We start from the raw sequence: 13,642 nt of genomic DNA, 5'->3' as shown, positions 1-13,642 counted from the left end.
ATTGGACGGATTCGTAAAAATATCATTGCCGTCAATCACAAAGATTGACTTTTGATACTGCCTTTTATTTAAGTAATCCTGCTCGTTTGAGTAGAGGCTCAACAGACGGTTCCTGTCCTCTAAATCGCTTATAGAGCACCATTGGATGTTCTGTACCCCCTTTGGATAAGATATTGTCCTGAAATTTATGGGCAATATCGGCATTGAAAATGCCATTTTGTTTGAAATAATCAAAAGTATCTGCATCCAGTACTTCAGCCCATTTGTAGCTGTAGTAGCCTGATGAGTAACCGCCATTAAAAATATGGGAAAAGGCTGTGCTCATCGCATTCTCTTTCACATCAGGGTATAACTTGGTGGATGCGAATTGTTCATCTTCGAATGCTTTCAGATCAGCAATGGCACTTGGGTCTTGTCCATGCCAACCCATATCCAACAGGCCAAAGCTTAGTTGGCGCATCGTGGCCATTCCTTCCAGAAAAGATGCGCTCTCACGGATTTTTTCCACCAGTTCCATTGGAATCACTTCTCCGGTTTCATAATGTTTGGCAAACAGTTCCAAGGCTTCTTTTTCGTAACACCAGTTTTCCATTACCTGACTTGGTAACTCAACAAAATCCCAATAGACTGAGGTACCAGATAAGGTTGGATAGATCGTATCTGCAAGCATGCCATGTAGGGCATGACCGAATTCGTGAAATAGGGTTGTTACTTCCTGAAAGGTTAATAGGGAAGGTTTAGTCGCTGTTGGACGTGTGAAATTGCATACGATAGATACATGCGGACGTTCTTGTTTACCATCTTGCACATACTGTGGCTTGAAGGATGTCATCCAGGCACCATTTCGTTTCCCTTTACGTGGAAAGAAATCGGCATAGAAGATCGCTACCAATTCACCATTATCTTTGGTGACTTCAAAAGTCTGAACTTCTTCGTGATAGGTTTCAATGTCGTTGACTTCTTTGAAATTGATACCAAATAGTCGGTGGGCAACCTCAAATGCACCATGCAACACATTTTCGAGCTTAAAATAAGGTTTCAGCTTTTCATCATCCAGATTAAAACGTTCCTGTTTTAGTTTCTCCGCATAGTAAGCGCCATCCCATTTCTCAAGCTGTTCGATACCGTCCAGTTTCTTAGCGAAGGCACCTAATTCAGCAAACTCATGTTGTGCTGCCGGTTTTGCCTTTCCAAGCAGATCGTTCAGAAACTCGGTTACTTTTGTTGGGTTTTGTGCCATGCGCTCAGCTAACACAAAATCTGCATGGGTTGCATAACCTAATAATTTGGCGCGTTCAAAACGTAGTTTTACGATTTTCAATACATTTTGAACGTTGTTGTACTCATTGTCCTGAAAGGCCTTGCGCCCCGCTGCCAGGGTGATCTCCCGACGCAATTCGCGGTTATCGGCATAAGTGACGAAGGGCAGATAACTTGGGAAATCCAAGGTAAATAACCAGCCCTCTTTTTCGTTGGCTTTAGCTAATGCCTGGGCTGCCTCAATGGCTCCCTCTGGAAGTCCCGCCAGATCTTTTTCTTCGCTAACCAGCAGCTGGTAGGCGTTGGTCTCAGCAAGAACATTCTCACCGAATTTTAATTTTAAAAGCGATAGTTCGGCATCAATTGCACGCAACTGTTCTTTCTGCTCATCGTTCAACAGCGCGCCATTGCGGACAAAATCTTTGTAGGATTTTTCCAATAACGTTGTTTGTTCTGTGGTAAGTGACAGTTGATCTTTCTGATCGTAAACCGCTTTTACGCGTTTGAACAAGTCAAAGTTTAGCGTAATGTCATTGCCTAAAGCGGATAATTTAGGGGCGACATCCTGTGCTATCTTTTCGAGTTCATCATTGGTCTCCGCAGAATGGAGGTTGAAAAAGATACTGGACAACCTGTCTAAGGTCTGTCCGGAATAGGACATCGCTGCAATGGTATTGTCAAATGTAGCTGCTTCAGGATTGTTGACAATGGCGTCAACCTCATCTTTTGTCTTTTGAATTGCTGCATCAAATGCAGGGATATAATCTTCGTTTTTTATCTGTGAAAACGGAGCCGTATCGTGCTTCGTTTTGAATTTTTCTGTTAAAATACTCATAAAGGTAAATGTAATAAATATTTGGCTGAAGCGCCAAAATCATTGTGAATTATGTGCTATGGATGATATTTCCCAAAAATGGGTATCTTTGAAGCATGAAATTGAAATCTATTTATCTGCGGATGTTAGCGATCGGACTAGTCCTGATCATGACCATGGAGCTACATGCACAGCAGAACTGTGATTCCCTGAAAAAGGAGGTACCAGCGTTCTGTAAGCTTCTGGATGACGATGCACGGGTGGAGTTCCCAAAAGATTATGCTAAAATCGCTAGCTGTATGGAGATTGATTCTGTCACGGAGATGCTGCTTGGCTATGATATGGTCAAGATGCAAGCCTTACAATTGCAAAAGGTAAAAAATAGGCTTTTCACTTATGGTGACTGGATGGATATGGTGGAGGAACTGAAAACGAGCAAGGAATACCGCAATGCCGTCCAGATGATGCAATTGATCCATCATAAGATCAATCGTGCGGACTGGGATCAATTGTTGAAGTTGATGAAAGAGAGTCTGTTACCTAGTCATCTCGAGGCTCTTGAGCTGGATAAGGTAGAAAAAATGCTTTTTGATCCGAAGAATAAGGGAAAGAAATTCATTGAGGTGATGGAGCATATCAAATAAAAGGACCTATTTGAATATACCGTTGTGGAAAATACAGCGGGATTGATACAGCTGGGATTGATAAAAAAATGGGCTATCCAATTTTCTTGGATAGCCCATTCAGTATAGGGTGTATTGATTATGCTAATTTGCCTAATGCTTCTTTGATTCGCTTTAATGCTTCGATCAGACTTTCGTCAGAAGCAGCATAAGATAAACGAATGTAGTTGTCATTACCAAAAGAGTCACCGCCTACGGTTGCGACGTGACCAACATTCAATAAATATAAAGCTAGATCAGATGAATTTTTGATGATATTGCCATCTTGGTCTTTTTTGCCAAAGAAGGATGAAATTTCAGGGAAGAAATAGAAAGCACCTTCTGGAAGATTAGTGCGTACTCCTGGGATATCACTCAATAGATCAAATACCAATTGACGACGACGCGCAAAGGCTTCTTTCATCTTGTTGACTGACTCTAATCCTTGTTCGTATGCAACAATACCTGCACGTTGTGAAATCGAGCAAGTACCTGAAGTTGTCTGGCCCTGCAATTTATCATTTGCTGCCGCGATAGTTTTGTTGGCTGCAATATAACCCAAACGCCAGCCTGTCATTGCAAATGCTTTTGAGAAACCATTGATGATAATAACACGGTCTTTGATGCTGTCAAACTGTGCAATGGATTCGTGTTTGTCCACAAAGTTGATGTGCTCATAGATCTCATCAGATAGAATGAATATCTGTGGATGCTTCTCGAAAACTTGAGCCAATGCAGCTAGTTCATCTTTACTATAAACTGTTCCAGTTGGATTGTTTGGTGAAGAGAACATAAACAGTTTGGTTTTTGGCGTAATAGCCGCTTCCAATTGTGCTGGTGTAATCTTAAAGTTATTTTCGATCTCGGTATTGATAAATACTGATTTTCCTTCTGCTAAAACAACCATCTCTGAGTAGGATACCCAATATGGTGTAGGAATAACTACTTCATCACCTGGATTGATCAATGTTAAGATCACATTAGACAGGGATTGTTTTGCTCCTGTTGAAACAACGATCTGCGAAATATCATAGTCCAGATTATTCTCTGTCTTCAATTTATTCACAATCGCCTGACGCAATTCAGGGTAACCGGGTACTGGCGAATAACGTGTCCAGTTTTCATCCAGGGCCTTCTTTGCTGCATCTTTTACATGTTCAGGCGTGTTAAAATCAGGTTCACCTACGCTAAGGCTAATTACATTAACGCCTTTTGCTGCTAATTCGCGGCCCAACTTGGTCATTTTAAGTGTAGCCGATTCGGACAAATTATTTATCCTGTCTGATAAGTATGATGATGTGCTCATGGTAAGACAAAGATATTATATACGTCGCAAATAATTGTCTTTATTTTTGAAAATTTACAAAGAAAAGGGCTGTTTTTATTGGTGCTTTGGTAACAAAAAGCGCTTGAAGCGATTTAGCCTACAAATATTGACATCTTTGTGCTGTTGATGTGTAAAACTAATCAATTTGATTTGGCGTTATATCTTTACCTTTGTCCTACAAAATACAGGTCATGTCGAGACAAACAAGATTGGTTTTATTATCGCTGTTTACGGGAATAGGCTTAATGATCATTAAGTTTGTTGCCTATTTTTTAACAGATTCCAGCGCCATCTTTACAGATGCTGCCGAGAGTATCGTCAATGTTGTGGCCTCAGGTTTCGCATTTTATAGCATCTACCTTGCTGCACAACCTAAAGATGAAAACCATCCTTATGGACATGGTAAAGTTGAGTTTTTCTCTGTTTTCCTTGAGGGCGGGCTGATCTTTATCGCTGGTGCGATTATTTTGGCAAAAGCCTGTTACAATATCTTTTTCCCGGCAGAAATTACGCATCTCGAACAAGGGATCTATTTGATCGGAATTACCTCGCTGATCAATTTTGCTGTGGGACTTTATATCATGAAAAGAGGGCGTGCCTTGGGGTCTATTACCTTGGTGGCGGATGGCAAACACCTGCAGGTGGATGCCTACAGTACAATCGGCTTGATATTGGGTTTACTTCTGATGAAGCTTACGGGATTCCAATGGATCGACGTGGTAATCTCCATTATATTGGGACTTTTTATCTTATTCAATGGCTACAAATTGCTGCGGCAGTCTATCGGTGGCCTGATGGATGAATCGGATACCGAGCTTGTGCAGGATGTGGTGGCTATTTTGGAACGTAACCGTAAAGCGGAGTGGATTGATGTGCATAATCTTCGGGTGCAGCGCTATGGCAACGAACTGCATGTGGATTGCCACCTTACTTTGCCCCGTTACCTTGATTTAGTGAAGGTACACGATGAAATTTCGGCTGTCGATAAGATTGTCAATAAGGAAATGTCTGTTCGCACCGAGTTTTTTGTACATGCGGATCCTTGTCTCCCACAATGTTGCCGTTATTGCCAGGTGACGGACTGTCCAATACGTTCAGAACAATTTAAAGGTAAGATCGCCTGGGATATGGATAAGGTGACCCGCAACCAAAAGCATTTTTCCTACGCGATAGCCGACTAAAAATGAAAATGCTTTTTGCTTGTGGCTCATGTCTATAGCAAATCTTTTCGTCCTACCTTATCCCATAAACGAAAAATATACTTGATTCTATAAATATGTATAAAAAAAGGTATCTTTGCCTTTTAGCAAAAGAGTTTAAAAATCCTATATGAAGCACATTCGTAATTTCTGTATTATTGCGCATATTGACCATGGCAAAAGTACTTTGGCAGATCGCCTTTTAGAGTATACCAATACCATCAGTCAACGCGAAGCACAGGCACAATTACTTGATAATATGGATTTGGAACGTGAACGTGGTATTACGATCAAGAGTCACGCCATCCAAATGAATTATAAAAAAGATGGTCAGGAATATATCTTGAACCTGATTGATACTCCTGGACACGTTGACTTTTCATATGAAGTATCCCGTTCTATCGCTGCCTGTGAAGGGGCCTTGTTAATTGTGGATGCATCACAGGGGATTCAAGCACAAACAATCTCAAACTTATATTTGGCTTTAGAGCATGACTTGGAAATTATCCCGATCTTAAATAAGATGGATCTTCCGGGGGCGATGCCTGAAGAGGTAAAAGATCAAATCGTCGATTTGATCGGTGGTGAGCGCGATGCAATTATTCCTGCTTCTGGAAAGACCGGTCTTGGGGTTCCAGATATCCTGGAAGCGATCGTTGCACGGATTCCACATCCTGTAGGTGATGCTGATGCACCACTACAGGCCTTGATTTTCGACTCTGTATTCAACTCATTCCGCGGTATCATGGCCTATTTCAAAGTTGAAAATGGCGAGATCCGCAAAGGGGACAGAGTAAAATTCGTTGCGACTGGCAAAGAGTATTTTGCAGATGAGATCGGTACGTTGAAGCTCAATCAAGTGCCAAAAGAAGTCATCAAGACTGGGGATGTAGGTTATATTATTTCTGGTATCAAGGAAGCTCGTGAAGTGAAAGTGGGGGATACCATTACCCATAAAGACCGCCCTTGCGGTGCGGCAATCCAAGGATTTGAAGAGGTGAAACCAATGGTCTTTGCTGGTATCTATCCTGTGGATACCGAAGACTACGAGGAATTGCGTGAATCAATGCACCGTCTGCAATTGAATGATGCTTCTTTGGTGTTCGAACCGGAGTCTTCAGCAGCTTTAGGTTTTGGTTTCCGTTGTGGTTTCTTGGGTATGCTCCACATGGAGATTATTCAGGAACGCTTGGAAAGAGAGTTTGATATGACGGTAATTACTACCGTGCCCAACGTATCTTATAAAGCCTATATGACAAAGGATAAGGAAGAAGTGATTGTACATAATCCCTCAGACTTGCCTGATCCAAGTAAATTGGATTCGATTGAAGAACCTTATATCAAAGCTAATATTATTACGAAATCGGATTTCGTGGGACCGATCATGTCTTTGTGTATTCAAAAACGCGGTACAATCATGAATCAGCATTACCTGACTTCGGATCGTGTGGAGTTGGTTTTTGAGATGCCAATGGGTGAGATTGTATTTGACTTCTATGACAAGTTGAAAACTATTTCCAAAGGTTACGCTTCATTTGACTATCATCAGATCGGTTACCGTACTTCGGATTTGGTTAAATTGGATATCCGATTGAACGATGAACCTGTGGATGCTTTGTCTTCATTGATTCACCGAAGCAATGCCTATGATTTTGGTAAGAAAATCTGTGAGAAACTGAAAGAACTTCTACCTCGCCAGCAATTTGAGATCCGTATCCAGGCTTCTATCGGGGCGAAGATCATCGCACGTGAAACGATCTCTGCTTTGCGTAAGGATGTAACTGCAAAATGTTATGGTGGTGATATCTCGCGTAAACGTAAATTGTTGGAAAAACAGAAAAAAGGTAAAAAACGCATGCGTCAGGTTGGGAACGTAGAAATTCCGCAATCTGCATTTATGGCGGTATTGAAATTGGATTAATAATATTTTAAATTATATAAAATAAAGGAGCTCTTGGGCTCCTTTTAAATACAATCAAATCTCCTAAACATGAATCTATTAGATGGTAAACTAGTTTCCGAAAAAATCAAAGAACAAATTGCGCTGGACGCGGCTGAATTTACAACGCAAACTGGCCGTAAACCGCATTTGGTGGCTATCCTTGTTGGTAATGATGGTGGTAGTGAGACCTATGTAGCCAGCAAAATGCGCAATTGTCAATTGGTCGGCTTTGAATCTACAAATATCCGTTACGATGAAAGTATCAGCGAAGAGGAATTGATCGCTAAGGTCAAAGAAATCAACAAAGATGATACGATCGACGGTCTGATCGTTCAATTGCCTTTACCAAAACATATTGACCCGGACAAAGTTACCGAAGCAATTGATTATCGCAAAGATGTGGATGGATTTCACCCGATCAACTTGGGTCGTATGCAGCGTAATCTTCCTTGTTTTATCCCAGCGACGCCTTATGGTATTATGTTGATGCTTGATTATTACAAGATCGAGACAGCGGGTAAACATGCAGTGGTGGTAGGCCGAAGCAATATTGTTGGTTCGCCGATGAGCATCTTATTGGCTCGTAATGCCAATCCTGGAAACTGTACTGTTACGTTAACACATAGTCGTACGAAAGATCTTAAAACTGAGGTCTTGCGTGGTGATATCGTCGTGGCCGCTATCGGTAGAAAGAATTTTGTTACTGCAGATATGGTCAAAGAGGGGGCTGTGGTAATTGATGTGGGTATCAATAGAGAAACATCTACTGAAACTAAATCTGGGTTTAAATTATATGGTGACGTGGACTTTGAGCATGTCGCACCTAAAGCTTCCTGGATTACTCCGGTACCGGGCGGTGTGGGTTTAATGACCATCGTTGGATTATTGAAAAATACATTGGAAGCGGCGAAGGGAACAATTTACCCAAAACAATAAGTTTTTCTATTTGGCATAGAAGTTGTAAATTGAAGACTAGTTAATCATATAATTACAAACTTACATGAAAACATCATGCAGTTGATAGGCTCCAAAAAGGATAAATATAAGCTCTTGATGACTTCTTGCCATTAAAAAACAAATATTCTAATGAAAAAAATTGCACTTTTAGCAGTAGTAGCGGGAGCATTGGTAATGTCTTCTTGCAATAATTCGGAGAAGAAAGCGTCAGACACTACAGATACTGCACAAACAGTAGGTGAGCATGTAGATGCAGCAATAGCAGATTTAAAGAACACCGAAGAAACTGCGCGTTTGAAAGCTGAGGAAGCTAAGAAGGCTTTAGATGAAGCAATCGCCAAAGGTGATAAGGCTGCAGAAGAGAAGGCTCGTGCGGCTTCGGAAGAGGCTAACACAGCTTGGGAGAAAACTAAAACTGCATTGCGTGATGCTGGTCAGGACGTAAAAGAAGGTTTGAAAGACGCGAAAGATGCTACGGTAGATGCAGCGAATAAAGCCGCCGATAAAACTAAGGATGTAGCAAAAGATGTAGCAGATGGTACTAAAAAAGTGGCTGGTGATGTTGCTGATGGTACTAAAAAGGTCGCTAAGGATGTTGCTTCCGGTACAAAAGAAGCTGCAAAAGATGTGAAAGATGCTTTTAAAAAGTAAATGAGAATAGTGGCCGCAAAGCCAGAAATGGTAGTGATGCGTTGAAAAACTAATTCGCTTACTTAAACATAAAAAACGGAGACTGTTTCAGCCTCCGTTTTTTATGTTCTTTTATTTGTGTTGACAGTCATTAATGATCAGCTTTTGGAGCGGATATCACCGCGATGTACCAGCATGGGAGGGACGCTAATCGTCGTTACAGCAGCATATCCAATATTACTTGAAATGGTTTAGATAGTTAATGCAATAATCTGTATAGAAATAACAGCAACTATGCTGCCATTTGTATCAAATTTAGCGCTGCCGAAGGCCTATATCATCGTTGTGCTGCGGTGCAGGCAGGCTTAATCAATCGGGTAAACAAATTATTTGCCGTAGTAATCCCACAGTAATTTGGAGAGATTGCGTGTCAATACTTCTGCAGCATTGGTTTTACCCCAGCTCTTATCCTGATTGTTTTTGGTGAATATACTGAATACATAGTCTCCCTTAGGTGCATTGACCAAAATAACTTCGTTACGTACATCATCCAAGGAACCAGTTTTAGAGGCTGCCTTGACTGTAGCAGGAATCTGGGAAAGCGCTCTTTCATCATAGAACATATTGCCCAGAAAACGATACATCCGATCCGAAGATTTTACTGAGACTACTTTTCCCTGACGGATCAAAGTTAGGAGATCTGCCATCTCCTTGGCTGTCGTCTGTCCCCAACCGTATTTTTCCCAATCAGCTTTTCTTCCTTCGGTTTGTGAATTGACACGGGTATGCTGTAATTGAAGGTCGCTCATCAACTTGTTGATTGCTATTCCACCACCAGCAAGCTTTTGATTCCAGATGCTTGTTACATTGTCACTATAGGACAGCATGAGAGCGACGAGTGTTTTGAGATCAACTTTGCTGCTGTCCTTAAAAAATTGCATCAGACCCGAGCCACCATACTTTTGACTTTCACGATAGACATACTCTTGGTCCAATTGCAGCTGTCCTTTTTCAATTTTATCAAAGACGCCCACTAAAATTGGGATCTTGACAACGCTTGCTGTAGGAAAGATACTATCGGCTCCGATGTTGACTTCCTTGTGTTTCTTTAGGTCATGCACATAAATACCTACTTCTCCCTGAAAACCCTGAATAAGCTGTTTTATCTGTTTTTCCAGTTTTTTATCTGTACTTCGTTTTTGCCCGAAAGAATACAAAGACAGGAATAGTAACGTAAATGATAGGAAAATTTTACTCATAGTCAGGTCTTTATCTGTATTAAATGTGGTGGATAATCGTTATTTTTATTGTTTAATGGGCTTAAGTTATGAAATATCCATGATTGGAAAGCACAAACACTGATGAAAATAACCTGGATATTCCATATAGCCTTTCAAAGACAGATTATTTGCATATGAAATTATTTATGATTTTGATCGGTTGTAAACCGAAAAATAGACGTACAGAACAGCATGATATCTTTTTTGGAATCGGTAATGAACTGAAGGATTTTATAGACCCAATTAAAGATTTCTGGCCTGATGCTGATGGTAAAATTCATATTGATGCTTACCGTGTGGTTAATAAAATCGGAGAGTATGAAATTAAGGTGGTAGAAAAAAATAATTCTACAGTGTCGGATACTGAGTTGAAATTATTTTTTGTCAACCTGGGGGGCTATAAGCCAAATGAGTTTGATGAATTTCATTATAAGGAACTGATTGTTGCCCCCAATTTGGCTAAAGCTACAGAGAAGGCCAAACGCACCGTTTTTTGGAAGCACCATAGCACAGCTCATATTGATGATAAATATGGGTTGGATGTGGATGATATTTATGAAATAGAAGATCTGTTGCTTGATGCGGATAAAATAAAATATCATATTCAGATTGTTCCCAAAACCGGGTTGAAAGAGGATGTAATTGCAAATGGCTATTTTAAGTTGAGCGCATTATAGCTTATTTGGCAGGCGAATTCAAAAACACATGATAATTAGATATAAACAAATCGGGCTTCTTTTTTAAGAAGCCCGATTTGTTTATATGGAGACAAGTGTCAATAGATCGTGTTTGTCTCTATTATTCTATACCTTGTTGATCTCGGTGTTGTTTGCGGATAACACTATGCTTTTTACCGTAGACGAAGTAAATCAATAGACCTAGGGCCAACCAGATTGCCAGACGTTCCCAACTTTCGATAGGTAGTGAGGCCATCATCAGTACACAGACAATGATACCCATAACCGGAACAAAAGGAACTAGAGGTGTTTTGAATGGACGTTCTAGATTGGGATCGGTTTTGCGGAGTACCAATATCCCTACACAAACCAATGTAAAGGCAAATAAGGTACCTATACTCACCATGTGACCAAGGTCGGAAACAGGAACAAATCCAGCGAAGATACTTACGAATACCATAAAGATTGCATTTGTTTTCCAAGGAGTCTGTCTTTTGGAAAGATCAGAAAATATTTTTGGAAGCAAGCCATCTTTACTCATGGAATAGAATACCCGGCTTTGTCCGAGTAACATGACAAGAATAACAGATGTATAACCTGCAATAATCGTAATAATTAATGCTGTATTCAGAAAATGATATCCTGTTTTCGCAAATGCTGTAGCTACTGGTTTGGCATCGCCTTTAAACATGGTATAATTTTCAATACCTGTCATTACATAAGAGAACAATACATAAAGAAGGGTACAGATAATTAATGATCCGATGATACCAATTGGCATTCCTTTTTTCGGATTTTTCGCCTCTTGAGCAGCCGTACTTACAGCATCAAAACCAATAAAAGCAAAGAATACAACACCTGCTGCACGCAATACACCGCTGATTCCGAAATGACCGAAGTCATCGCTCTTTAGAAAAGCCCAAAAGCCTTGCTGTCCATTTTTGACCATTTCCTCACCAGCATTTACCGGGATAAAAGGATCGTGGTTTGCAGGGTTGATAAAGCTCCATCCTAACGCAATAAAAATCAATACAACGCCTACTTTTAGGATCACTAGGATATTGTTTACGCGTGATGATTCCTGTGTTCCACGCATTAATAGCAGCGAAAGCAAGCATACGATAATGATGGCTGGTAAATTAACCATACCACCTTCCCAGGGGCCTTTCAGCAGTGCGTCGGGTAGATGGATGTGGAAAATCATCAGGAGCTGATTAAAGTATTGCGACCAACTGACGGCTACAGTAGCACCCGCTAGTGCGTACTCCAATACAAGGTCCCATCCGATGATCCAGGCAACGAACTCACCCATAGTTGCATAAGAATAGGTGTAGGCGCTTCCAGCGACCGGAATCATGGATGCAAATTCGGCATAACAGAGACCAGCAAAAGCACAACCAACGGCAGCGATAATAAAAGATAGGATAACAGCGGGACCAGCATTCTCTGCAGCTGCAATTCCGGTTAGGGAAAATAGCCCTGCTCCAATGATAGCTCCAACGCCTAGCGCAATTAATCCGCCACTTGTTAATGTTCGTTTCAGTGTATGTTCACCATTTTCATTTGCCTCAGCAATCAGTTTAGGAATCGATTTTTTAAATAGCATAGGATTAATTCTTTTTCGATTATTTAGCTTTTTAATTGTTTAATTAATGTCAAATATAAATGATATCAACGACAAAAGGGAAGATTGCGCTTCCCTTTTGTAATAAAATTTTGTATAAAATCTAAATCAAACGATTGTAGCACGATTAGTAGGCAGCTGTAAAACGTTTGTTTGTAAACTGTTTGTTCTCGATCTCGTCCACGATGGCAACGGCAAGATCTTCAACTGATAGTCTCGAACGCCCTTCTTGATCAAATACCGGCGCATCCAAACCCGTGCGATAATTGCCCGTGCGTGTACCGCCAGCATGCGGATTCATCTCTATGGCGGGGCTGATCATCGTCCAGTTCAGCTGTTCTTCCTTGCGAATGGTATCAAGATAATCTGCTGCTGCCAAAGCTCCAGGTTTGATTTCCCTCAGGAAATCTGGTGAATCGACCAGACGATTGCCATCAATTAATAAGCTTCCAGCTCCACCAACAACAATAAATCGTCTAACGCCCGCATCTTTAACGGCTTGTTGAATTGCTAAAGCACCTTGGGTAAAATCTTCGTAAAGGTTAGGGTTAGTCCAGCCCGCATTAAATGCTGAAATAACTACATCAACGCCTGTTAAAGCGTTTACCAACTGTTCATGATTGTTGATGTCAACCTGTACTTTCGTTATTTTGTCGTTCGATGGAATGCTATCTGTATGACGAGCTAGTGCTACGACCTGGTAGTTGCGGTCAACCAATTCTTTGACAAGGTGTGTTCCTACGTATCCTGTGGATCCAATTACTGCTACTTTCATGTGTGTTTTTAATTAAATGTTTTACTGAAATCAACCAGCGTCATTTTTCCCAAACGCGCTACAATATCAGTGTCGACTTCCTGATAAAGATCCTGCAATTTGGCATTGATGTTTTTACCTACAATACAAGCTGGATTGGGATTGTTAAATTTACCCGATAGCTCATTTTGTTTTGTACTTTGATAGATGTCTGCAAGGCTGATGCGCTCTTTTTCCTTGTTTATGCGAATCCCTCCACCTTTGCCCTCTTTACTGACTAATAAAGCTGCGGCTTTCAGCGAAGCGATCTCCTTGCGGACTACAACGGCATTTACCTGGATGCTTGACGCGATGTATTCGGAAGAGAGCCACTGTTCGGACTCTTCCAATTGTGCTAGGACCATAATATGTAAAGCTGTTGCAAATCTCAAGTTGTGTAACATCCTGTTGCTGATTTTTTAATTTTGATAACACAAAGGTAATGCAAAAGGTTTTAAACTGAAATAAAAAATATTA

Annotated in this window: 12 protein-coding genes; 6 read left to right on the top strand and 6 right to left on the bottom strand. The window is 40.8% G+C overall.

Translation table 11 applies throughout. The annotated features are described in order from the left end of the window. Positions 1 to 64 precede the first annotated feature (64 nt). Positions 65 to 2,095, bottom strand: coding sequence for a M3 family metallopeptidase (locus DFQ12_RS26475; RefSeq protein WP_120262025.1), 2,031 nt, complete (start codon positions 2,093 to 2,095; stop codon positions 65 to 67). A 95-nt stretch (positions 2,096 to 2,190) separates the two neighbouring features. Between DFQ12_RS26475 and DFQ12_RS26470 the strand changes: the two genes are divergently transcribed. Beyond that, positions 2,191 to 2,718 (top strand): hypothetical protein, encoded by a 528-nt coding sequence (locus tag DFQ12_RS26470; RefSeq protein ID WP_120262024.1) that lies wholly within the window; start codon positions 2,191 to 2,193, stop codon positions 2,716 to 2,718. Positions 2,719 to 2,836: 118 nt separating this feature from the next. Here DFQ12_RS26470 and DFQ12_RS26465 read toward each other — a convergent pair whose 3' ends face one another. Continuing rightward, positions 2,837 to 4,042, bottom strand: coding sequence for a pyridoxal phosphate-dependent aminotransferase (locus DFQ12_RS26465; protein WP_244211858.1), 1,206 nt, complete (start codon positions 4,040 to 4,042; stop codon positions 2,837 to 2,839). Positions 4,043 to 4,254: 212 nt separating this feature from the next. On the opposite strand from DFQ12_RS26465, the gene DFQ12_RS26460 reads away from it, so the two are divergent. From DFQ12_RS26460 to DFQ12_RS26445, 4 genes are all read left to right on the top strand, one after another. Beyond that, entirely contained in the window at positions 4,255 to 5,244 is a 990-nt protein-coding gene (locus DFQ12_RS26460) for a cation diffusion facilitator family transporter (RefSeq protein ID WP_120262022.1), read from the top strand. A gap of 148 nt (positions 5,245 to 5,392) precedes the next feature. Beyond that, on the top strand, positions 5,393 to 7,183 hold the full coding sequence (gene lepA, locus DFQ12_RS26455) for a translation elongation factor 4 (protein ID WP_120262021.1): 1,791 nt from the start codon (positions 5,393 to 5,395) through the stop codon (positions 7,181 to 7,183). 69 nt (positions 7,184 to 7,252) lie between these two features. Next, entirely contained in the window at positions 7,253 to 8,140 is an 888-nt protein-coding gene (locus DFQ12_RS26450; RefSeq protein ID WP_120262020.1) for a bifunctional 5,10-methylenetetrahydrofolate dehydrogenase/5,10-methenyltetrahydrofolate cyclohydrolase, read from the top strand. A 150-nt stretch (positions 8,141 to 8,290) separates the two neighbouring features. After that, a complete protein-coding gene (locus tag DFQ12_RS26445; protein WP_120262019.1) occupies positions 8,291 to 8,812 on the top strand; it encodes a hypothetical protein in 522 nt (173 codons plus the stop codon). 365 nt (positions 8,813 to 9,177) lie between these two features. On the opposite strand, the gene DFQ12_RS26440 is transcribed toward DFQ12_RS26445, so the two are convergent. After that, positions 9,178 to 10,050 carry a serine hydrolase gene (locus tag DFQ12_RS26440; protein ID WP_120262018.1) on the bottom strand — a complete coding sequence of 291 codons (873 nt, stop codon included), beginning with the start codon at positions 10,048 to 10,050 and terminating at the stop codon, positions 9,178 to 9,180. Positions 10,051 to 10,205: 155 nt separating this feature from the next. Here DFQ12_RS26440 and DFQ12_RS26435 point away from each other — a divergent pair, with 155 nt between their 5' ends. Continuing rightward, positions 10,206 to 10,748 (top strand): DUF1543 domain-containing protein, encoded by a 543-nt coding sequence (locus tag DFQ12_RS26435; RefSeq protein ID WP_120262175.1) that lies wholly within the window; start codon positions 10,206 to 10,208, stop codon positions 10,746 to 10,748. A gap of 121 nt (positions 10,749 to 10,869) precedes the next feature. Here the strand turns inward: DFQ12_RS26435 and DFQ12_RS26430 are convergent, their stop codons facing one another. From DFQ12_RS26430 to DFQ12_RS26420, 3 genes are all read right to left on the bottom strand, one after another. Further along, on the bottom strand, positions 10,870 to 12,354 hold the full coding sequence (locus tag DFQ12_RS26430; RefSeq protein ID WP_120262017.1) for an amino acid permease: 1,485 nt from the start codon (positions 12,352 to 12,354) through the stop codon (positions 10,870 to 10,872). Between the two features lie 145 nt (positions 12,355 to 12,499). Beyond that, positions 12,500 to 13,147 (bottom strand): NAD(P)-dependent oxidoreductase, encoded by a 648-nt coding sequence (locus DFQ12_RS26425; protein WP_120262016.1) that lies wholly within the window; start codon positions 13,145 to 13,147, stop codon positions 12,500 to 12,502. Between the two features lie 8 nt (positions 13,148 to 13,155). Further along, positions 13,156 to 13,569 (bottom strand): Rrf2 family transcriptional regulator, encoded by a 414-nt coding sequence (locus tag DFQ12_RS26420; RefSeq protein WP_120262015.1) that lies wholly within the window; start codon positions 13,567 to 13,569, stop codon positions 13,156 to 13,158. Positions 13,570 to 13,642 lie beyond the last annotated feature (73 nt).

Source organism: Sphingobacterium detergens, from assembly GCF_003610355.1.
GTDB classification, from domain to species: Bacteria; Bacteroidota; Bacteroidia; order Sphingobacteriales; family Sphingobacteriaceae; genus Sphingobacterium; species Sphingobacterium detergens.
Note: the sequence above shows the minus strand (reverse complement) of the source record. Positions and strands in the feature narration are given on the sequence as shown.

What these genes read in the sequence shown, in the direction of transcription:
- DFQ12_RS26475 (WP_120262025.1), bottom strand. Translation starts at nt 2,095, where the DNA reads ATGAGTATTTTAACAGAAAAATTCAAAACGAAGCACGATACGGCTCCG.
- DFQ12_RS26470 (WP_120262024.1), top strand. Translation starts at nt 2,191, where the DNA reads ATGAAATTGAAATCTATTTATCTGCGGATGTTAGCGATCGGACTAGTC.
- DFQ12_RS26465 (WP_244211858.1), bottom strand. Translation starts at nt 4,042, where the DNA reads ATGAGCACATCATCATACTTATCAGACAGGATAAATAATTTGTCCGAA.
- DFQ12_RS26460 (WP_120262022.1), top strand. Translation starts at nt 4,255, where the DNA reads ATGTCGAGACAAACAAGATTGGTTTTATTATCGCTGTTTACGGGAATA.
- lepA (WP_120262021.1), top strand. Translation starts at nt 5,393, where the DNA reads ATGAAGCACATTCGTAATTTCTGTATTATTGCGCATATTGACCATGGC.
- DFQ12_RS26450 (WP_120262020.1), top strand. Translation starts at nt 7,253, where the DNA reads ATGAATCTATTAGATGGTAAACTAGTTTCCGAAAAAATCAAAGAACAA.
- DFQ12_RS26445 (WP_120262019.1), top strand. Translation starts at nt 8,291, where the DNA reads ATGAAAAAAATTGCACTTTTAGCAGTAGTAGCGGGAGCATTGGTAATG.
- DFQ12_RS26440 (WP_120262018.1), bottom strand. Translation starts at nt 10,050, where the DNA reads ATGAGTAAAATTTTCCTATCATTTACGTTACTATTCCTGTCTTTGTAT.
- DFQ12_RS26435 (WP_120262175.1), top strand. Translation starts at nt 10,206, where the DNA reads ATGAAATTATTTATGATTTTGATCGGTTGTAAACCGAAAAATAGACGT.
- DFQ12_RS26430 (WP_120262017.1), bottom strand. Translation starts at nt 12,354, where the DNA reads ATGCTATTTAAAAAATCGATTCCTAAACTGATTGCTGAGGCAAATGAA.
- DFQ12_RS26425 (WP_120262016.1), bottom strand. Translation starts at nt 13,147, where the DNA reads ATGAAAGTAGCAGTAATTGGATCCACAGGATACGTAGGAACACACCTT.
- DFQ12_RS26420 (WP_120262015.1), bottom strand. Translation starts at nt 13,569, where the DNA reads ATGTTACACAACTTGAGATTTGCAACAGCTTTACATATTATGGTCCTA.